Here is a 20,778-nt window from a genome sequence, read left to right as displayed (position 1 = left end):
GATCAAAGCACAAGATTGCCGTATGATTAGACTGTGAGTCAGTAAATAGTAGTTTTTAGGGGTAACCATGCAACCAAATATTTGCCCAACATGCGATATTGAGCTGGAGTGGACAGGTCAATACCACTGTAATCAATGTGAGTCGGATTATAAGAAAGTGGGTTTTTGTCCAGATTGCGATGCTGAACTAGAAAAGCTACAGGCTTGTGGTGCGGCGAACTATTTCTGCAATAGTTGTAATGAACTCAAATCGAAATCACGTGTTCGATTTGAGTTTCAAAAAGTCAGTTAATTAACTGTTGAGCGAAGCTCGCCATCAGATAAGCGGGTGACTAAAACGTCGCCCGTTTTTACATCTTTCGCCTGGGTAACAACTTGACCTTGCTCAGTTTGGGTAATCGAGTAGCCACGTTTTAGTGTTGCCAGTGGGCTTACTGTATCTAGCTTCTCCGCCGCTATTGCCAGCTGATGGCGCATGGTCAGTAACTTACGGTCCATCGCATCCAACAATTTTTGCTCAACTCTATCAAGCTTCGACTTCTGCTCAGCCAAGCGCTTTACTGGTGAGTTCAGTTGTAGACGATGATGCTTACGCTCAACAGCTTGTTGGCGCGTTGTGATGAATCGTTGCATTGCGCGTTGTAGGCGCATGTCCAACTCATCAAGTTGTTGCGTCTGGCGCTGCAATTGATAGCTTGGATGCTGGCGCTCTAAGCGGTGCATCAGTTGAGCCGATTGCTGTTTTTGTTGCGTTAGGTAGTAACGCATTGCACTGGCTAGCTTATGTTGGCGAGTCACCAAAGCTTGATCTTTGTGGCTGTTATCGCGGCTTACTAATTCAGCCGCCGCTGATGGCGTCGGCGCTCGCATGTCCGCAACAAAGTCGGCAATTGTCACATCAACCTCATGACCAACGGCACTGATGATCGGAATTTGGCTTGCAGCAATAGTGCGAGCAAGGATTTCGTTGTTAAAGCACCAAAGGTCTTCTAACGAACCGCCACCACGACCAACAATCAATACATCACATTCGTCACGACTGTTTGCACGGCCGATTGCCTGCGCAATTTGAATGGCCGCTTCTTCACCTTGCACCATGGTTGGGTAAACCACCACGGGTAGGGAAGGATCACGACGTTTCAATACGTCTAAGATGTCGTACAGTGCTGCACCGGTTTTTGAGGTGATCACACCAACGCGTTTTGGGTGCTCAGGTAAAGGCTGCTTATTGGTTTGAGCAAACAAACCTTCTGCTGCCAGTTTCATCTTAAGTGCCTCGAACTCTTGTTGCAGACGACCATCACCTTCTGGCTGCATGCTTTCAATGATCAACTGATAGTCACCACGAGGCTCGTACAGAGACAGACGTGCTTTAACTAATACTTGATTGCCGTTAGCAGGTTTGAAAGTGACGCGACGATTGTTACCACGGAACATGGCACATTTAACTTGAGCGCAAGAATCTTTAAGAGTGAGGTACCAGTGACCAGAGACGGGAGCTGAAAAGTTGGATATCTCTCCGACAAGCCAGACGATCCCCATTTCGTTTTCGAGCAGCAGACGCACTTCGGCATTGAGACGAGAAACAGTGAAGATGTTTTGATTGGTCTGGGAGAGCACAGCTAATTCCGTAGACGTGAGTATGGAAATTAGCGGCAATATAATACATATCAAGGGGGTAATTGCAAGAAAAAAATTAAAAAATTTGTGGTCAAGCGATTGCGTTAACCGTATAATCCCTCCGCAATATCTAATCCAAATGTAGCCAACAACCTAAAACTGGTTACCCTCATTATGCGAAACGATGAGATTGGATTGTCTTTTTACTCCTCTAATTGTGAGATATTGCAAATGCTAAGAATTGCCAAAGAAGCGCTGACATTCGATGACGTACTACTCGTGCCAGCTCACTCCACCGTTCTCCCAAACACAGCTGATCTTCGCACTCAGTTGACTAAGAACATCACCCTAAACATCCCAATGATTTCAGCGTCTATGGACACTGTTACAGAAGCTCGTCTAGCTATCGCGCTAGCGCAAGAGGGTGGCATTGGCTTTATCCACAAAAACATGTCTATTGAGCAGCAAGCTGCTGAAGTTCGTAAAGTTAAGAAGTTTGAAGCTGGTGTCGTTTCTGATCCAGTAACTGTTAGCCCTGAAGCGACTATCGCTGACGTGGTTGCACTGACTGAAAAACACGGCTTCGCTGGTTTCCCTGTAATCACAGAGAACAACGAGCTTGTAGGCATTATCACTGGTCGTGATGTGCGCTTTGTTACTGACCTTTCTAAGAAAGTGTCTTCAGTAATGACAGCAAAAGAAAACCTTGCAGCAGTAAAAGAAGGTGCAACACGTGAAGAAGTGCAAGAGAAGATGCACGAAGCACGCGTTGAGAAAGTATTGGTTGTGAACGATGAGTTCCAACTAACCGGTATGATCACTGCGAAAGACTTCCACAAAGCAGAACGTAAACCAAACGCATGTAAAGATGAGCGCGGTCGTCTACGTGTTGGCGCAGCCGTTGGTGCTGGCGCTGGTAACGAAGAGCGTGTTGCTGCTCTAGTTGAAGCGGGCGTTGACGTTCTACTTATCGACTCTTCACACGGTCACTCTGAAGGTGTACTAAACCGTATCCGCGAAACTCGCGCAGCTTACCCAGATCTAGACATCATCGGCGGTAACGTTGCGACAGGTGCTGGTGCTAAAGCACTTATCGAAGCGGGCGTTAGCGCTGTGAAAGTGGGTATCGGTCCTGGTTCAATCTGTACTACTCGTATCGTAACGGGCGTTGGTGTTCCTCAAGTAACAGCAATCGCAGACGCAGCAGAAGTGGCTAACTCATTCGGTATCCCAGTTATCGCTGACGGCGGTATCCGTTTCTCTGGTGACATCTGTAAAGCAATCGTAGCTGGCGCATCATGTGTGATGGTTGGTTCAATGTTCGCAGGTACAGAAGAAGCACCGGGTGAAGTGATTCTTTACAACGGTCGTTCTTACAAGTCTTACCGTGGTATGGGCTCTCTTGGTGCGATGTCTCAAGGTTCATCTGACCGTTACTTCCAGTCTGATAATGCAGCAGACAAGCTAGTACCAGAAGGTATCGAAGGTCGTATCGCATACAAAGGTCGCCTAAAAGAAATCGTACACCAACAAATGGGCGGTCTACGTTCAAGCATGGGTCTTACTGGCTCTGCAACGATTGAAGATATGCGTACTAAAGCTGAATTTGTTCGTATCTCAGGTGCGGGCATGGCTGAATCACACGTACACGACGTTCAAATCACTAAGGAAGCTCCAAACTACCGTCGCGGTTAATTTTTACTGTTGTAAAAATAAAACCTATACACTCGACGTAAACGTTTGCTTTTTTCCTTGAAGCATTAATAAGAGGCGAGTACACTCGCCTCCGTTTTAATAACCTAGCTTATAAGACTGCTCAAAATGACTAAAAATATTCATGACCAACGTATTCTGATCTTGGACTTCGGTTCTCAGTACACTCAGCTAGTAGCGCGCCGTGTACGTGAAATCGGTGTTTACTGTGAACTGTGGAGCTGGGACGTTGAAGAAGCGGATATTCGTGAATTCAATCCAGACGGTATTATCCTCTCTGGTGGTCCAGAAAGCGTAACGGAAGATAACTCTCCACGCGCTCCTCAATATGTATTTGACTCTGGTGTGCCAGTATTAGGTGTATGTTACGGCATGCAAACTATGGCTGAGCAGCTAGGTGGTAAAGTAGCGGGTTCTACAGAACGTGAATTTGGCTACGCACAAGTTAAAGTTTCTGGTGAATCTGCACTATTTAAAGATCTTGAGCTAACTCAAGACGTGTGGATGAGCCACGGTGACAAAGTAGTAGAAATTCCTGCTGACTTCGTGAAAGTTGGTGAGACAGACACATGCCCGTACGCTGCGATGGCGAACGAAGAGAAGAAGTACTACGGCGTTCAGTTCCACCCAGAAGTAACGCACACGAAAGGCGGTCTACAAATGCTAGAGAACTTTGTTCTTGGCGTATGTGGCTGTGAGCGTCTATGGACTTCTGAATCTATCATCGAAGACGCGGTTGCTCGTATTAAAGAGCAAGTGGGTGACGACGAAGTTATCCTAGGTCTATCTGGTGGTGTTGATTCATCGGTAGTAGCGATGCTAGTTCACCGTGCAATCGGCGACAAGCTAACGTGTGTATTCGTAGATAACGGTCTTCTTCGTCTAAACGAAGGTCAACAAGTAATGGATATGTTCGGCGACCAATTTGGTTTGAACATCATCAAAGTTGACGCTGAAGAACGTTTCCTAAAAGCACTTGAAGGCAAATCGGATCCAGAAGAGAAGCGTAAGACAATCGGTCACGTATTCGTAGACGTATTTGATGAAGAGTCTAAGAAGCTGAAAAACGCGAAATGGCTAGCTCAAGGTACGATTTACCCAGACGTTATCGAATCTGCTGCATCTAAGACTGGTAAAGCGCACGTGATCAAATCACATCACAACGTGGGCGGTCTTCCAGATGACATGGAAATGGGTCTTGTTGAGCCACTACGTGAGCTGTTTAAAGATGAAGTTCGTAAGATCGGTCTAGAGCTTGGTCTTCCGTACAACATGCTTTACCGCCACCCATTCCCGGGTCCTGGTCTAGGTGTTCGTGTTCTTGGTGAAATCAAGAAAGAGTACTGTGACTTGCTACGTCGTGCAGACGCTATCTTCATTGAAGAGCTGCACGCTGCAGACCTATACAACAAAGTATCTCAAGCGTTCACGGTATTCTTACCAGTTCGCTCTGTAGGTGTAATGGGTGATGGTCGTAAGTACGATTGGGTTGTATCTCTACGTGCGGTAGAAACTATCGACTTTATGACTGCACATTGGGCACACCTACCATACGACTTCCTAGGTAAGGTTTCTAACCGTATCATCAACGAAGTTGACGGTATTTCTCGCGTGGTTTACGACATTTCTGGTAAGCCACCAGCGACAATCGAATGGGAATAATTTCCTGTTAGATATACCAAATTAAAAACCAGCCTTCGGGCTGGTTTTTTTATGCCTGAAAAGTGTGAACGCAGGTCTCAACTTTTTTATTAGAAAATATATACATGCGAGATTGTTGAATGTATATTCATTTTTAGTATTTAAATATTAAAGTTGGTATTGCTATGGAACAGGCAGAAGTTACCTCCCTCATCCCCATCATTATTACGTTAGTCCTCGCGCTAACTACAAGAAACGTTGTTGTCGGTCTTTTTGCTGGCGTTGTTAGCGGTGTGGCTATGTTAGAAGGCACATTCGTTGACAAAGGTCCGCTCGATTCGTTTAGCGCACTGATGAAAAGTTACCTGTTGCCGCAACTGACTGACAGTTACAACGCAGGTGTCATCCTTCTTTTGGTTTTCATTGGTGGTTTTGTTGCCTTGATGGAGAAATCTGGCGGTGGCGTGGCGTTCGCTAAAAAGGTCACTCAGTGGGTTGCAAGCAAATGCCAAGCACAGCTTTCTGCTTGGTTTGGCGGCGTTGTTATTTTCTTTTCAGACCTTGGTACACCGTTAATTGTTGGCCCTGTCTTTCGTCCTCTTTTTGATAAACTGAAAGTCTCTCGCCAGAAACTAGCCTTTATCATCGATTCAACTTCATCCCCAGTGGCGATCCTCATCCCTTTCATCGGTTGGGGCGTTTACATCATGAGCCTGATTCAAAAAGAGTTTGCTGCGCTGGATGTGGGTATCAGTGATTGGGATGCCTTTATTGGCGCGATTCCTTACCAGTTTTATGCCTTTTTAGCGATCGCGATTGTGCCGATTGTCTCTTTCTTCAAACTGGATTTTGGACCAATGGCGAAAGCCGAACAGCTTGCAGAGCAGGGTTCTGATTTTGGAAAAGTGCAAGATTCATTGAATGTGTTTGAGCATAAAAATGCAAAAACAAGTTTTGTGTGGGCACCGCTGATCGTCATGCTCGTGGTGCTTTGTTCAATATTGGTTCCTCATGGTTTTCCATTTCAGAAAGTAGCAGGCTCAACTTTCCGTGCTGCACTGTCGTCGGCGTATTTCTTTGCTGCAATTACTTTGATTAGCCTGATGGCGTTTTATGGCGTGAGAAAACTCTCTGATGGCATTCAGGTTTACCTAAAAGGGATGTCAAACATGATGTCCGTTGCGGTGATTCTAGTTCTCGCTTGGTCACTGAGTTCTGTTGGTAAAGAGCTTGGCGCTGCGGCCTACATTGCAGAACAAGCGCAGGCTGGTTTCCCTTATTGGTTATTGCCAGCGGTGGCATTTTTGTTAGCTGGTATTATTTCGTTCGCAACAGGATCGTCATGGGGGACATTCGCTATTATGATGCCGTTGGTTATCCCAACTGCAGTTGCGATTGATGCACCATTGTTGGTGTGTATTGGTGCGGTGCTATCTGGTGGCTTATTTGGTGATCACTGTTCGCCAATCTCGGAAACCACCATCTTGTCCTCTACGGGGGCTGGTTGTGAGCAGTATGAGCACTTTAGAACCCAGTTGCCTTATGCGGTGCTTAATGGTGCTATCGCCCTGACAAGTTTCCTCGTCGCCGGAGTAATGGCTTCTCCTGTAATTGTGCTGGTGGCAATAGTCGCGCAGTTTGCCATTTACTTGGTGCTCTCTAAGCAGCAATCTTCTCCGACGTTAGAGCAAGCAACAGCAGAGCAATAGCAATAAATGCGAGCGGGGGATTATCCCCCGTTTTCTTTTGAGTCGAGGTAACAGTTTTTGTGATACCCGCTGTGTAACAGTATTTATTTATGAAATTTGCGTCGCAGAATTAATTCACTTCACTCGGCGTTTTTTCTACATGATCCACTATGTGTCTAGTTATTCCTTGTATATTGTATTGTTAAATACGGAGATTAGACATGTTTGCACTCAAACATCTGCCTCTCGCATTGGGTTGTGTACTCGCTGCACAAGCTCATGCCAGCATGAATATCCAACCTGATCCACAAAATCCAAATGGTTACGTGATTGCTCGTGGCGACATCCAAGCTATGGAGCAAAGTAAAACTTCTGACCCTATGTATGCTATTTGGTCACAAGCGCTAGAGACTCGTCCAAATACGGTTGTTGAAGCGATTGTTCCAGGAGCAGCAAGCAATCCGGAAAACGTTAAGCGAGTTGAACGTGTCTTCCCTGAGAGCGAGTGGAACTTCCTTACTCAGATGGCGGCACCAGAGTATACGTACACACGTTTCTTGCGTGCGATCGGTAAGTTCCCTGCATTCTGTAGTGAGTACACAGACGGGCGTGATTCAGACGCGATTTGTGAGAAATCTATCGTGACAGCATTCGCACACTTTGCTCAGGAAACCGGTGGTCACATTGCGGTTGATAACGTATCTGACAACCCGCTTGCACTTGAAGAGTGGCAACAAGCATTGGTTCATGTGCGTGAAATGGGATGGTCTGAAGGTCAAGAAGGTTACACCACAGGCTGTGGTCAGAACGATTGGCAAAATAAGCGTTGGCCTTGTGAACCTGGTCAGGGGTATTTCGGTCGTGGTGCAAAACAGCTTTCTTACCACTTTAACTACGGCGCGTTCTCTGAAGTGATGTTCGATGGCGATGCATCGGTATTACTGAAAAATCCGGGTTTAGTCGCTGATTCATGGTTGAACTTAGCTTCTGCAATTTGGTTCTTCTTAACGCCTCAAGCGCCAAAACCTGCAATGCTACACGTGATTGATCGTACTTGGGTACCATCTCAGCGTGAAATTGATGCGGGCATTGGCTACGGCTTTGGTACCACCATCAACGTCATCAACGGCGGTATTGAATGTGGTGAGCAAAACAAAGACAAAGGTCAGCCAGTTAACCGCATTCGCTACTGGGAAGGTCTAGCGGCGCACTATCAGATTCCTATCGAAGCTGATGAAACCAATACCTGTTGGCAACAAACGCCTTACGGTAGCTTAAACCTTAACGGTGCCACTGACGTGCTTTACACCAACTGGGACGGCAACTGGAAGTACTACTCAGATCGCCCAGGCGGTCACTCATTTGAATGTGAGTTGGTTGGCTTCCAAACCGCGTATTCCGCGCTGGTTGCTGGTGATTACGAGAAGTGTGTTACTAACTTCTACCAATCTCATGCAGGTTGGCCTGAAGTTCGCGTTGTCGATAAATTAGACCCAGTCGATCCGGTTGACCCTCCTGTAGGCGGTGTAGCTGCATGGGATGCAGGCAAGGTTTATAACACGGGCGACCAAGTCTCTTACAAGGGGGCTGTATATGAAGCGAAGTGGTGGTCACAAGGTAATGAGCCTACTAAAGGTGACCCTTGGAACTTGGTCTCAGGTACGCCAACAGAGCCACCAGCGACTGAACCGCCAACGACTGAGCCTCCTGTAACAGAACCACCTGTCACCGAGCCGCCAGTGACAGAGCCTCCGGTTACTGAACCACCAGTATCGGGTGACTTTATTGCATGGGAACCAGGTGTGACTCAAGTGGCTAATGGCGACAAAGTGACTTATCAAGGCAAATGCTTTATCGCGAAAAATGGGCCGGGTGTATGGGAATCACCGACACAGAGCAATTGGTTCTGGGATGAGATCTCTTGCCAGTAATTGAACAATAAATAGTCTAACTATCTATAAAGACTCTGCTTTTTAGCAGGGTCTTTTTTTATTCGCTTGGTTGCTTATTTGTGCAATCTAAGTTTTCAATAACGTCTTTTCTCTTTTGTTTTTGAGTCCATTAAAATTCGCGCGCAATTTTTATCAACATTTTTGAAAAGGTAATGTACATGTCTACAAAACTGGCTAACCCAGCGCCACTAGGTCTAATGGGTTTTGGTATGACTACCATCCTGCTAAACATCCACAACGCAGGTTTCTTCCCAATGGATTCTATGATTCTGGCTATGGGCATCTTTTACGGTGGTCTAAGCCAAGTACTTGTTGGCATGATGTGCTTCAAGCGTGGTGACACGTTCGGTACGACTGCATTTACTTCTTACGGTCTATTCTGGCTAACACTAGTTGGTCTAATCGTAATGCCTTACATGGGTCTTCCAGCAAGCCCTGCACACTTCATGGGTTGGTACCTACTACTATGGGGTATCTTCACTGGCTTCATGTTTATTGGTTCTCTATGCTACCCAGTAGCGAAGCAAGTAGTATTCGGTTCTCTTACTATCCTGTTCTTCCTACTAGCGGCACGTGACTTCACTGGTAGCGAGCTGATCGGTACTATCGCTGGCTTCGAAGGTATCTTCTGTGGCGCGAGCGCAATCTACTTTGCAATGGCTCAAGTACTAAACAACGAATACGGCCGTACCGTACTTCCTGTTGGTGAAAAGCAAAAGCCACAAGTTGCTACGCAAGAAATCGCTGCATAATCGCTCCGAATTGAATGCAAAAGAAAAGGGTTAGCCACTGGCTAACCCTTTTTTAATGTCCGTTGTTCGGACCACTGCTTTTTCTTATATACCTGCCAACCCATTGGGGGAGGATTCTAAGTGAAGCATTAGGTAGATGGTTGCTCTACCGTTTCTGTTGTATCGCTGTCTGCGGTTGGTGCTTTACCTGTTTTGCGCTTGTACTTCTCTTCCCAGTAAGTCGCACCTTTAATACCAAGTGCTACTGGGTTGAACGTAAACTCAGTCACACCGCGTTTCTGTTGTTCTTCGTAGTCAGCTAGCGCTTTTAGTGCAGGCTTCGACATGAAGAAGATGATCAGAATGCCGACAATGTTCAGCCATGCCATTAGGCCTACGCCCACATCACCCATTGCCCATGCAAGATTCGCCGTCTTAACCGTACCGTAGAATACCGCTGAGATAAGAATGACCTTCAAGATAAACATCAGACCGTTTACTTTCACAGTGCGGCGGATGTACGCGATGTTGGTTTCTGCGATGTAGTAGTAAGCCAGAATTGTTGTGAAGGCGAAGAAGAATAGCGCAATTGCGATGAATGGCTTACCAACGCCTGGTAGGGCACTCTCAATCGCCATTTGCGTAAATACAGGGCCATTCGCACCGATATCCGCTGGAAGGTTCTGTACTAGGAACGCGCCTTCTACTGCACCGTGAACGTTGTATGCGCCAGTGATAAGAATCATAAACGCCGTTGCTGAACACACTAGCAGTGTATCGATGTAGATTGAGAATGACTGAACAAGACCTTGCTGTGCTGGGTGATCAACGCTTGCTGCTGCTGCTGCGTGAGGACCAGTACCTTGACCTGCTTCGTTAGAGTAAACACCACGTTTTACACCCCAACCTATCGCAGCGCCAATACCTGCCATTGGTGTAAATGCATCACCAATGATCATGCCAACGATGCGTGGAATCTCACCGATGTTAAGTAGGATGATAACGAAAGCGGTGATGATGTAAGCCAGCGCCATGAAAGGAACCACAATTTGAGTGAAGTTCGCGATGCGCTTTACGCCACCAAAAATGATGAAGGCAAGAATGACACAGACAACCGTACCAGTGAAAATTTTAGCGAAACTGAAGGTACCAATAGCGGTTTCAATCATGTCACCTGAGCCAAATGCTGCTTCTACTGCGTTACCAATGCTGTTCGATTGAACGCCAGGAAGTAGAACACCACATGCAAAGATGGTTGCGATAGCGAAGATCCATGCGTACCACTTCTGACCCATTGCTTTTTCGATGTAGTAAGCTGGACCGCCGCGGAATTCGCCTTCGTCTTCTTCTTTATAAATCTGTGCGAGTGTTGATTCTGCGTATGCCGTTGCTGCACCAAAGAAGGCAACAACCCACATCCAGAATACTGCACCTGGGCCACCAAAGCCGATAGCGGCAGCAACACCTGCAATGTTACCTGTACCTACACGGCCAGATAGTGAAACGGCCAAAGCCTGAAATGATGAAATCCCCTTGGTTGAACTCTTACCATTAAGTAGCAAGCGCCACATTTCAAAGAAGTGACGAATCTGCACAAAGCGCGTCATGATCGAGTAGAACAAACCAGCGCCAAGACACAGATAGATCAGTGCCGGGCTCCAGATAATTCCATTCAGAAAATCAACTAATGACTGCATGAGTATTTTCCCTGTTTGTTATGGTTGTGGTTGTTTTTCGTACAACACATTACCCTTTTTTGTAATGCAATTGTTAATCTTTTTGACTAAAAATCCCTTGTAGCGTGATGGTGGGCACAGAATGGTTAAATATTGTTAAAAATTGGTTCTTGTTATGTATCTGTGTGGTTTTTATTGGAAATAACAATGAATTGATTGAATATGCAGCACATTGTCATGAAAATGTGCTGCGAGAGATGAAAGTCATATATTCTGAATGCTATTCAACTTGTGGAGTAATACACTGCTTGAAATGGTTTGCAGGTGTTTAGGCGTAACGACTCAGGTTCAATTCTGAGTGATTTGTCACTTTGGGAACGGCGTTCATGATGACGTCTGTCAGTATCTGAGCTGAGCCACAAGCCATAGTCCAACCGAGCGTGCCATGCCCTGTGTTCGTAAATAAATTCTCGTAAGGTGTTGTGCCAATAATAGGCGTACCATCGGGTGTCATAGGGCGAAATCCACTCCAAAACTCAGCTTGAGTAAAATCGGCGCTTTGCGGAAACAGATCTCGAATCACCATTTCAATCGTATTTTTGCGTTTTTGCGGTAACGAAGGATCAAAGCCAGCAAGCTCTGCGGTTCCTGCGACGCGAATGCGGTCATCAAAACGCGTCATTGCGACCTTATAGGTTTCATCCATGACGGTAGAACGAGGCGCAAATTGCTCACATTCAATTGGCACCGTCAGTGAATATCCTTTGACGGGATAAACAGGAATGTCGATCTCAAGCTGTTTGAGTAACGCTGTGGAATAGCTGCCAGAGGCAAGGACAAACAGGTCTGCTTTAAACAAACCACGGTCCGTTTGGACACCCATGATCTTTTTGCCTACAGTAACCCAATTACTCACCTCCGTATTGAATTCAAACCTTACGCCACGGGCTTTTGCTAGCTCTGTTAACTGCTGGCAGAACTGAAAACAATCACCCGTTTCGTCATCAGGCAGATATAACCCACCGACCAATTTTTCTTTTACTAATGCCAATCCTGGCTCTTGCTTGATGCACTGTTCGATGTCCATTAACTGAAAGCGTGTACCGCTTTGCTCTAACAACTCAAGGTCTTTCTCTATGGCATCGAGCTGCTGTTGAGAGCGAAATACTTGCAAGGTGCCTAACTGCCGCCCTTGGTATTCAATCGCATGGTCACGGCGCAACTGCTCCAAACACGCACGGCTATGATTGGCGATAGAGAGCATTCGGGCTTTGTTGATTTGATAACGGGATAAAGTGCAGTTCGATACCATTTGCGTTGCCCAACGGATAAGCTCCGGGCTGAGAGATGGTTTTATTTTGAGTGGTGCATGTTCTTCAGTGAGCCACTTTATGGCTTTGAGTGGAATCCCCGGCGCAGCCCATGGTGAAGAGTAACCATAAGAGATTTGTCCGGCGTTAGCGAAGCTGGTTTCCATCGCACTGCTTGGTTGGCGATCGATCACGGTAACCTGACAGCCTGCCTGAGATAAATACCAAGCCGAGGTTAAGCCGATAACACCACTGCCTATTACGATGACTTCCATTGATGCGCTCCACACATTTTCGATGTTGCGCAGTTTCTCTTCTTTACCTTTTGTTAACAATCGATATAAATTACATTCAGCGTTTAGGAAAACTATAGGCTTAAGAATGAAAAGTAGTGTCGTTAGCGGATTGTGGTTATTCAGCCAAGTGGCGGAACATAGCAGCTTTACCAGTGCTGCAAAGGTATTGCACCTAACGACAGGGGCGATCAGCCAGAAAATCATTCAGTTAGAAGAACAGCTCGGTTTTAATTTGTTTGAACGCCACTCGCGCGGAATTCGACTGACGCCTAAAGGATTACAGCTGTATCAATCTTCACAATTTCACTTCTCCGAACTAGGAAAGGCACTTAAAGAGCTGCAAATTGAAAAGCCCCACAATGAGATTCGCCTCAAGCTGACGCCTTCTTTTGCGTTTAAATGGTTAGTTCCACGCCTTGAAAGCTTTCATCTAGAAAACCCCGATCTCCAAGTGCAGATTTTTGCAGAAGGAGCACTAGTGAATAGTGAGCTAAAGGACTATGACGTTGCGATAGACTATGGTTCTCATCCCTATCGAGATAAAAGCGCAGAGCGGATTCTCAATGAGCAACTTCTACCGGTGATGAGCCCAAAATACCTTGAGGATCATAGGTGGCTAAAAACTCTCAAAGCGTCACCAGAACAATGGCGAGACGCGACATTACTGCATGATGCTATGCCATGGGATAAGGCTCCGCGTGACTATGAATGGCTGTACTGGGCATCAAGCATGGGGTTCGATTTCAAAACAGAGGTAGGGCACTTCTTTAATCGTACGGATATGGCAATGTCTGCCGCCGAAGCTGGAGTGGGGATCGCAATGGCACGTATGGCGCTGGTGGAAGATGAACTTGAAAGCGGTCGCTTAGTCTCGCCATTTGAACCTGTGGATGCTAACGCAGGCTACTACCTGATCATTAATACCAAAAGTGAGCCTACAGCACGATTTAGACGTTGGCTTTTACAGCAAGTCCAATCATCAATGTAGAGAGATAATTGGCACAAGTGTTTAAGAAATAATAAAAATAAATTTCTTAATTACATGATACTTCGAATTGCTTCCCACAAATTACCTTCCGTTTATTAACTCCTCTCACTCTGTCTTCTTTTTCCATATCATCCAAAAATTAATCAATGGATGAGAAAGACTATGGCTAAAAGAATCTCTCTTATGTTGGCCCTAGCTCTATTTTCGGTAGGAGCAAGTGCAATGTTTTGGCCGTTTAAAAAATACGATGTGGAAATGTCTCCAGACGTGCGTGGTGTTATCAAGCTTGATGGCGTGCCGCAGGCGGGGTTAACGGTTCATCGAGAGCTTTATTATGAAGGGTACAAAAAAGGCAAAACCTTATCAGATGAGGTTCAGACCAATGAACTAGGAGAGTTCTCTTTCGAACGGCTCGTTGTTCGTTCTAGTGCTCCCGGAGATATTTTTGGAGGAAGCTTAAGGGTTCATCAAAAGATTTCGCTCACTTATAACGGTGAACAAAAGAAGCTTTGGGGAGTTTGGTCTCCTACAGATGGGCGGAAGCCTTTGGTATCAATGCTCTCTAATATCGATTGTGAGTTAACCAATATTGAACGTATTCATGAAGTAGAGATCGCGCCGGAAAAAGGTGCACCAATTTCGGTTTACTCGGTTTGCGACTGGAATCACGACAGGGTAACCACCTATCTGTATGACGAAGACACTGATACATACATTGCAAAAAAGGATATGGCTAAATAATTATGAGTGATATTTCCCCAAAGCAAGCCAGTTACTTGGCATCCGCAGCTTATGCCATCAAAAACAACTTAGAAGACTTGGAGGTTCCTCTTTCTCTTCGCAATGATTTTTCTTTCAAAAACATGGTTACAGGAACTAGTGGTGGTTTTTTCTTTCGCCCTGAAACTGGATTTGCTTTATTGGGAAAAGGAAAAAGTCAGCGTCACAAGAACGACTTAGTCCTAGCTTTTAGAGGTACCGCAGGGTTAGCAGATGGAATCACCGACTTAACTTGTAGTGGAAAAGGAACGGGGACAGGAGAGATCGTTCACTCTGGATTTCAAACGACTTTTTATTCTATGAAAAAAGGCCTAACTCGTTTTCTGCGTGATAATCCGGTTATGGGTAATGGCACTATTCATTGTGTCGGACACAGTTTAGGCGGCGCATTAGCGACTTTGGCTGCGAACTGGATATCGGCTTCCCCTGAGTTTAAAGGAAAAGTGAATTTGTATACCTTTGGCTCACCAAGAGTGGGAATGAAGTCGTTTTCTGTTAACTCATCTTCGCGTATATCGTCCCATTTTCGTTGTGTGAATGGTGCAGACCCCGTGACCAAAGCGCCAGTGTGGCCTTTTTATCATGTGCCTTATGATGGTTCAGAATACATATTAAATCGTGCTCAGGGACTGCTTCCTAGCGCGCATTTTATGTCGGAATATAGCTCTTACACACAATCAGCAACGTGGGAGAGCTTGGGGCTTCAAAAAGCGAATTCAGCTTTTAAGCGTGTTGTTCTGAATTACGAGAATCGATTGCAAGCGAAACCTTCTGCTGATTGGGCAGATAAGATTTCAGCGGCAATCCTGACACTGTTGATTGATGGTGGCTTTGCGGCAACAGTTTTTGCATTACAAAGTGGCGGTGCTGCAATTGCAACTATCTACGATGCGATGGCGCGTTCAATAGTAAAAATCTCAGAGCTTTCTAGTGAATTTGCCTCTCGCGTAAAAGGCTTACTTGGTCATATGTTGGTGTTTGCAGGTAAGGTTGCCCAAATTGCGATTAAATTCACTTTCCCCTTTATCCGTTGGGTATTCGAACTGGTTTTAGGTAAATTAAATAAAGCAGTAAAAGCCGCACTAAAAACTAGCTTTTAGTCTTCAATAAAAAACCGCCTCATTCGAGGCGGTTTTGTTTTGTGTTATTCATATCTGAATAAGTTCTTTCTAAAACCAATCTTCTCCCTGTGACTTGAGCTACTTTTCTTTGCTGAAAAAATCGGCAATATAAAAGAATAACCATTCACTCAATAGTTCAGGGAAGATGCATGAAAGACGAAACACTCTCGATCCATTTTGGCTACGAAACCGACCCAACCACCAAATCAGTTGCGACACCGATTTACCAGACGGTCGCGTATGAGTTTGATAATGCTCAACATGGCGCAGACCTGTTTAACCTCGAAGTTCCGGGAAACATTTACACCCGCATTATGAACCCAACCAATGACGTGTTGGAAAAACGTATGGCAGCACTAGAAGGTGGTATTGCTGGTTTGGTTGTCAGTGCAGGCAGTGCGGCAATTAACTATGCCATTCTTACGCTTGCACAAGCCGGTGATAACATCGTTTCTACTCCTCAGCTATACGGCGGCACTTACACTTTATTTGCGCATATGTTGCCGAACCAAGGTATTGAGGTGCGTTTTGCCAAGGATGACAAACCTGAAAGTCTAGCGGAGCTTATCGATGAGAATACCAAAGCGGTTTACTGTGAAAGCATTGGTAATCCGGCTGGCAATATCATCGACCTTGAACGTGTTGCTGAGCTGGCTCACGCACAGGGCGTGCCTGTGATTGTAGACAATACAGTCGCAACTCCAGTGCTATGTAAGCCAATCGAATTTGGTGCTGATATCGTGGTGCATTCGCTGACTAAGTATGTGGGTGGTCACGGTACGACATTAGGTGGCATCATCATTGATTCGGGCAAGTTTCCTTGGGCACAGCACAAAGATCGTTTCCCAGTATTTAATCAGCCTGAACCTTCTTACCACGGTGTGGTTTACACCGAGGCATTTGGAGAGGCAGCGTTTATTGGCCGTGCTCGCACCGTTCCTTTGCGTAATACTGGTTCTGCTTTGTCACCGATGAATGCGTTTATGTTGATGCAGGGGCTGGAAACGCTGTCGCTGCGTATGGAGAGACACACTGAAAACGCACTCAAAGTTGCGGAATACTTAAGCCAGCACGATAAAGTGAGTTGGGTAAGTTACGCAGGTTTGCCAGATTCTGAGTTCTATCCATTGGCAGAGAAGTACATGCAAGGTAAGCCGTCGGCGATTTTGTCGTTTGGATTAAAAGACGGTTACGAGGCGGGTGTACGTTTTTACGATGCGCTTAAGATCTTCAAGCGACTGGTGAACATTGGTGATGCGAAGTCGCTTGCTTGTCATCCTGCATCAACTACGCACCGTCAATTGAGTGAGGCGGAGCAAAAGCAAGCGGGCGTTTCTCCAGAGATGATTCGTTTGTCTGTCGGCATTGAACATATCGATGATATTCTGGCTGATTTAGAACAAGCGCTGAACGCGTAATTATACTTTCCAACAGAGCTTTGGGTTACCCATAGGCCAGTCTTTCCAAAAGCTGGCCTTATTTCTATAAGGTACTTATTTATAATGATTTTTGAGTATTTGGGTTACGGTATTCCAAATGCTCATGATGGTGTACTTTTCTTACCTTGCGTATAAGTCTCATCTTACTGACTATGCTTAGAAAATAGTCACTAGGAAGGGACGCTCATGTCTTACGTGTTTCACCGTCATTGCCACGTCAAATTGCCCACTATCGCCAGAGGGGAAGGGGTTTACCTGTTCGATAATCAAGGCAACCAATACCTCGATGCTTGCGGTGGTGCTGCCGTATCAAACCTTGGGCACAGCCACCAAGCTGTTAAACAAGCCATGCTCGACCAAATCAAAAAAGTGCCTTTTGCTCATACTGGCTTTTTTACTAGTGAAGTAAGTGAGCAGTTGGCTGAGTTGATTTGCCAGCAAATGCCATCGCAATTCAATCACGTCTACTTAGTCAGTGGGGGCTCTGAAGCGGTTGAATCTGCACTAAAGATGGCAAGACAATACTTTGTGGAATGTGGTAAGCCAGAGAAAAAGCAGTTTATTGCTCGCCAGCAAAGCTATCACGGGAATACGCTTGGTGCGTTGGCTGTTGGTGGCAATGAATGGCGGCGTGAGCCTTTTAAACCCATTTTGCACCCAAGCCATCACATTGCGCCGTGCTATGCCTATCGTCATCAAAGAGAAGATGAGTCAGAACTCGATTATTCACTGAGAGCCGCCAATGAGCTTGAAGCTAAGATTTTAGAACTGGGCGCGGATAACGTCATGGCGTTTGTTGCAGAGCCGATAGTTGGCGCAACAGCGGGCGCAGTACCTGCCACTCAAGGTTACTTCAAACGAATACGAGAGATTTGCGATCGCTATGATGTGTTGCTGATCATGGATGAGGTGATGTGTGGCGTTGGACGCAGCGGTAGTTTTTTTGCTTTTGAACAAGAGCAAACCGTCCCAGATTTAGTCTGTATGGCGAAAGGGTTAGGGGCGGGTTATCAACCTATCGGTGCCGTTGTTGCCAATGACAAAGTCTATCAAGCAATCGCGTCTGGTAGTGGATTCTTTCAACATGGGCATACTTTTATGGCGCATCCCGTCGCATGCGCAGCCGCCGTTGCAACCATTCAAACCATCGGTGACCAAAAGCTCCTGCAAGCCGTCAATCAACAAGGGGCGATGTTAAAAAGAGAGCTCGAATCGGCGCTTTCAAACTTCCCATATATTGGGGATATTCGTGGTAAAGGGCTGTTTCTTGGCATTGAGCTTGTAGCAGACAAAGTAAGTAAAATCCCGCTGCCTAATTCAACTTTGGCAGACAAAAAGATCAAGCAACAAGCGATGAAAAATGGACTGATGTGCTACCCAATGGGCGGCACGATTGATGGTGTAAATGGGCATCATATCCTTCTTGCACCGCCTTTTATCATCGAACGAAGCCACATTGACGAGCTGGTGGAAAAGCTCACTCGTACACTTAAAGAGGTGTCGCAGAAATGGCAGTGAACTCCCAAACTAAAAGAGCTCGAATCGCGATTATTGTTGCGCCCAATGGGGCGAGAAAAACTAAGCAAGACCATGATCAATTGCCGATGACTATTGAAGAAATGGTTGCCGAGGCGAAAGCATGTCAAACGGCAGGGGCTACCATGATCCATTTGCACGCGAGGGATACGCAAGGCAGGCATTCTCTAGAGGTTGATGACAATTTAGAAATCTACCACGCGGTGAAAGCTGCGGTGGGGGATTCGATGATTGTTCAGCTCACGACTGAGGCTGTTGGGATGTATTCGCCACAACAGCAAATGGCGCTGATCAAAGCGGTTAAACCAGAAGCTGCTTCCTTTGCTTTGCGTGAACTGATTCCTGATGAGCAGAGTGAGGAGCAAGGTTTTGCCTTTTTTGATTGGGTCGCTGCTCAGGGCATTCTCAGCCAAATCATTTTGTATGATCAGGCAGACATCGAACGCTATTTCTCCTTCCGAGAGCGAGGCGTTTTACCAAAGCACAACCAACACGCGTTAGTGGTACTTGGTCGATATCATGAGGCTCAACAATCTTCGCCATGGGATTTACGGGCATTGCATTTGGAGCGCTTTATCGAAGAGAACGTTAGATGTGCCGTGTGCGCGTTTGGCGCGAGAGAGCAAGATTGTTTAACCCATGCAATGCTTCTGGGATTGGATGTTCGGGTAGGCTTTGAGAACAACCACTTAAGTGCAGATGGTCAACCAGCGAATTGTAATGCGGAGCAAGTTCAACGACTAAAAGAGGTCAGTAAATTGCTCGATGTGCCCCTGCATGATGCAGAAAGTTTTCGAGAGTCCATTTAGTCACGCATACAAAAAAGGCTCCAATAGGAGCCTTCTTCAAATTTATTTTTAGCTTTCAGTCTGAGGAACAGGCTGACGTGCCGGATGCTTGATAAACACCGCTACGATTGCCGCAATTGCAAGTGCGAAACAGTAGTAAGAGTTCGCGACAACTTCTAGTGGAGAAAGGTTAAATACCGAACCCAATAGCAGAACTTGCGCACCGTATGGCAATACACCTTGGATAACACATGAGAAGATATCCAACAAACTTGCAGAACGACGCGGTGAAACGTTGTTCTCTTCTGCCAGCTGACGAGCCACGCTACCTGATACGATGATGGCAACGGTGTTGTTAGCGGTACAGGTATTTACCATTGATACTAGACCAGCAATACCGAGTTCACTTGCACGGCCATTTGCTTCTTTCGAGTGGTTAGAACCAAACGTACGGATGATGCCGCTCACTAGATTAGTCAGGAACGCTAGACCACCTTGGCGACGCATAAGCTCACTCAAGCCACCAATCAGCATAGATAGCAAGAAGATCTCTTGCATGTTGCCAAAGCCTGAGTAGATGTCTTGTGCGAAGTTGGTTAGACCGTAATCATCGATAGAAGACAAGCTCACGCCACCCGCTAAAACGATACCAATAGTAAGCACGACAAACACATTCATGCCTGATACAGCAAGGATAAGAATCGTCACATATGGCAGCACTTTCAGCCATTCAATAGGACCAGTTTCTGGTACTTGAGTTGCTGTGCTGTTGAAGGCAAAGATCACAAGCGCCACCAGTGCTGCTGGTAGTGCGATACGGATGTTCTCTTTGAACTTGTCCTTCATCTCACAGCCTTGAGAGCGTGTTGCCGCAATGGTGGTGTCTGAGATGATCGAAAGGTTATCACCAAACATTGCGCCGCTAAGTACTACACCAGCAGTCAATGGAAGGCTCATACCTGCTGATTGAGCAATGCCCAGAGCAACTGGCGCAACTGCTGCGATGGTGCCCATTGAGGTGCCCATTGCCGTCGCGATAAACGCAGAAATCAGGAAGATACCCGGCAAGATCATGCTAGTTGGAATCGCAGATAGACCAAGGTTAACTGTCGCATCTACGCCGCCAGACGCTTTTGCTACCGCAGCAAAGGCACCAGCAAGCAGGTAGATCATACACATCGCGATGATGTCTTGATGACCAACGCCACGCATAAAGTGTTCGATAGAACGATTGAGTTTGTCTTTGCTTAAGATGAGCGCAAGGATCACCGCAGGCAATACCGCGATAGGCGCTGGCAATTGGTAGAACGCGAAATCAACGCCTTGCAAAGATAAGTAAGTGCCCACGCCAATAAACAGCGCAAGGAATAGCACTAAAGGTAAAAGTGCGACCGCTGATGGTGCGATTGCTTTATTAGAATTTTTAGAACCAGACATGTGAACGACAACATAATCAATAAATAAGGCGAGCAGACTAATCTGACATCAAAGACTTGTCA

At 46.0% G+C, this 20,778-nt stretch carries 16 protein-coding genes; 12 read left to right on the top strand and 4 right to left on the bottom strand.

Annotated elements, in window-relative coordinates; translation table 11 throughout:
• The first annotated feature begins 67 nt into the window (after positions 1–67).
• A complete protein-coding gene (locus A9237_RS05295; RefSeq protein WP_033006191.1) occupies positions 68–292 on the top strand; it encodes a zinc ribbon domain-containing protein in 225 nt (74 codons plus the stop codon).
• Here the strand turns inward: A9237_RS05295 and xseA are convergent.
• A complete protein-coding gene (gene xseA / locus A9237_RS05290; RefSeq protein WP_078607806.1) occupies positions 289–1,620 on the bottom strand; it encodes an exodeoxyribonuclease VII large subunit in 1,332 nt (443 codons plus the stop codon). The two genes, A9237_RS05295 and xseA, sit on opposite strands and share 4 nt — an antisense overlap.
• Before the next feature lie 231 nt (positions 1,621–1,851).
• On the opposite strand from xseA, the gene guaB reads away from it, so the two are divergent.
• The 5 genes from guaB to A9237_RS05265 all read left to right on the top strand — a co-directional run bounded on the left by guaB (position 1,852) and on the right by A9237_RS05265 (position 9,366).
• A complete protein-coding gene (gene guaB, locus A9237_RS05285; protein WP_005447694.1) occupies positions 1,852–3,315 on the top strand; it encodes an IMP dehydrogenase in 1,464 nt (487 codons plus the stop codon).
• Positions 3,316–3,441: 126 nt separating this feature from the next.
• Positions 3,442–4,995, top strand: coding sequence for a glutamine-hydrolyzing GMP synthase (gene guaA / locus A9237_RS05280; protein ID WP_005447693.1), 1,554 nt, complete (start codon positions 3,442–3,444; stop codon positions 4,993–4,995).
• A 164-nt stretch (positions 4,996–5,159) separates the two neighbouring features.
• Entirely contained in the window at positions 5,160–6,683 is a 1,524-nt protein-coding gene (locus A9237_RS05275) for a Na+/H+ antiporter NhaC family protein (RefSeq protein ID WP_078607805.1), read from the top strand.
• A gap of 200 nt (positions 6,684–6,883) precedes the next feature.
• Positions 6,884–8,593, top strand: coding sequence for a glycoside hydrolase family 19 protein (locus A9237_RS05270; protein ID WP_078607804.1), 1,710 nt, complete (start codon positions 6,884–6,886; stop codon positions 8,591–8,593).
• A 179-nt stretch (positions 8,594–8,772) separates the two neighbouring features.
• Positions 8,773–9,366, top strand: coding sequence for an acetate uptake transporter (locus A9237_RS05265; protein WP_009705589.1), 594 nt, complete (start codon positions 8,773–8,775; stop codon positions 9,364–9,366).
• Between the two features lie 128 nt (positions 9,367–9,494).
• On the opposite strand, the gene A9237_RS05260 is transcribed toward A9237_RS05265, so the two are convergent.
• Complete coding sequence (locus tag A9237_RS05260; RefSeq protein ID WP_005440270.1) at positions 9,495–11,042, bottom strand: alanine/glycine:cation symporter family protein; 1,548 nt, start codon at positions 11,040–11,042, stop codon at positions 9,495–9,497.
• Positions 11,043–11,349: 307 nt separating this feature from the next.
• Positions 11,350–12,606 (bottom strand): D-amino acid dehydrogenase, encoded by a 1,257-nt coding sequence (locus tag A9237_RS05255; RefSeq protein WP_078607803.1) that lies wholly within the window; start codon positions 12,604–12,606, stop codon positions 11,350–11,352.
• Between the two features lie 106 nt (positions 12,607–12,712).
• Between A9237_RS05255 and A9237_RS05250 the strand changes: the two genes are divergently transcribed.
• The 6 genes from A9237_RS05250 to A9237_RS05225 all read left to right on the top strand — a co-directional run bounded on the left by A9237_RS05250 (position 12,713) and on the right by A9237_RS05225 (position 19,300).
• Positions 12,713–13,615, top strand: coding sequence for a LysR substrate-binding domain-containing protein (locus A9237_RS05250; protein ID WP_078607802.1), 903 nt, complete (start codon positions 12,713–12,715; stop codon positions 13,613–13,615).
• Positions 13,616–13,777: 162 nt separating this feature from the next.
• Positions 13,778–14,356 carry a DUF6795 domain-containing protein gene (locus A9237_RS05245; RefSeq protein WP_041060441.1) on the top strand — a complete coding sequence of 193 codons (579 nt, stop codon included), beginning with the start codon at positions 13,778–13,780 and terminating at the stop codon, positions 14,354–14,356.
• A 2-nt stretch (positions 14,357–14,358) separates the two neighbouring features.
• Positions 14,359–15,495, top strand: a complete 1,137-nt coding sequence (locus tag A9237_RS05240) for a lipase family protein (protein ID WP_078607801.1) — start codon at positions 14,359–14,361, stop codon at positions 15,493–15,495.
• Between the two features lie 170 nt (positions 15,496–15,665).
• Complete coding sequence (locus A9237_RS05235; RefSeq protein ID WP_005440265.1) at positions 15,666–16,934, top strand: O-acetylhomoserine aminocarboxypropyltransferase/cysteine synthase family protein; 1,269 nt, start codon at positions 15,666–15,668, stop codon at positions 16,932–16,934.
• A 207-nt stretch (positions 16,935–17,141) separates the two neighbouring features.
• Positions 17,142–18,473, top strand: coding sequence for an aspartate aminotransferase family protein (locus tag A9237_RS05230; protein WP_078607800.1), 1,332 nt, complete (start codon positions 17,142–17,144; stop codon positions 18,471–18,473).
• Positions 18,464–19,300, top strand: a complete 837-nt coding sequence (locus tag A9237_RS05225; RefSeq protein WP_078607799.1) for a beta-keto acid cleavage family enzyme — start codon at positions 18,464–18,466, stop codon at positions 19,298–19,300. Before A9237_RS05230 ends, A9237_RS05225 begins: the two co-directional genes overlap by 10 nt.
• A 48-nt stretch (positions 19,301–19,348) precedes the next feature.
• On the opposite strand, the gene A9237_RS05220 is transcribed toward A9237_RS05225, so the two are convergent.
• Positions 19,349–20,716, bottom strand: coding sequence for a Na+/H+ antiporter NhaC family protein (locus A9237_RS05220; RefSeq protein ID WP_045415715.1), 1,368 nt, complete (start codon positions 20,714–20,716; stop codon positions 19,349–19,351).
• Positions 20,717–20,778 lie beyond the last annotated feature (62 nt).

The organism is Vibrio owensii, from assembly GCF_002021755.1.
Lineage (GTDB): Bacteria > Pseudomonadota > Gammaproteobacteria > Enterobacterales > Vibrionaceae > Vibrio > Vibrio owensii.
Note: the sequence above shows the minus strand (reverse complement) of the source record. Positions and strands in the feature narration are given on the sequence as shown.

Coding starts and splice junctions, on each gene's coding strand:
- A9237_RS05295 (WP_033006191.1), top strand. CDS start 68: ATGCAACCAAATATTTGCCCAACATGCGATATTGAGCTGGAGTGGACA.
- guaB (WP_005447694.1), top strand. CDS start 1,852: ATGCTAAGAATTGCCAAAGAAGCGCTGACATTCGATGACGTACTACTC.
- guaA (WP_005447693.1), top strand. CDS start 3,442: ATGACTAAAAATATTCATGACCAACGTATTCTGATCTTGGACTTCGGT.
- A9237_RS05275 (WP_078607805.1), top strand. CDS start 5,160: ATGGAACAGGCAGAAGTTACCTCCCTCATCCCCATCATTATTACGTTA.
- A9237_RS05270 (WP_078607804.1), top strand. CDS start 6,884: ATGTTTGCACTCAAACATCTGCCTCTCGCATTGGGTTGTGTACTCGCT.
- A9237_RS05265 (WP_009705589.1), top strand. CDS start 8,773: ATGTCTACAAAACTGGCTAACCCAGCGCCACTAGGTCTAATGGGTTTT.
- A9237_RS05260 (WP_005440270.1), bottom strand. CDS start 11,042: ATGCAGTCATTAGTTGATTTTCTGAATGGAATTATCTGGAGCCCGGCA.
- A9237_RS05255 (WP_078607803.1), bottom strand. CDS start 12,606: ATGGAAGTCATCGTAATAGGCAGTGGTGTTATCGGCTTAACCTCGGCT.
- A9237_RS05250 (WP_078607802.1), top strand. CDS start 12,713: ATGAAAAGTAGTGTCGTTAGCGGATTGTGGTTATTCAGCCAAGTGGCG.
- A9237_RS05245 (WP_041060441.1), top strand. CDS start 13,778: ATGGCTAAAAGAATCTCTCTTATGTTGGCCCTAGCTCTATTTTCGGTA.
- A9237_RS05240 (WP_078607801.1), top strand. CDS start 14,359: ATGAGTGATATTTCCCCAAAGCAAGCCAGTTACTTGGCATCCGCAGCT.
- A9237_RS05235 (WP_005440265.1), top strand. CDS start 15,666: ATGAAAGACGAAACACTCTCGATCCATTTTGGCTACGAAACCGACCCA.
- A9237_RS05230 (WP_078607800.1), top strand. CDS start 17,142: ATGTCTTACGTGTTTCACCGTCATTGCCACGTCAAATTGCCCACTATC.
- A9237_RS05225 (WP_078607799.1), top strand. CDS start 18,464: ATGGCAGTGAACTCCCAAACTAAAAGAGCTCGAATCGCGATTATTGTT.
- A9237_RS05220 (WP_045415715.1), bottom strand. CDS start 20,716: ATGTCTGGTTCTAAAAATTCTAATAAAGCAATCGCACCATCAGCGGTC.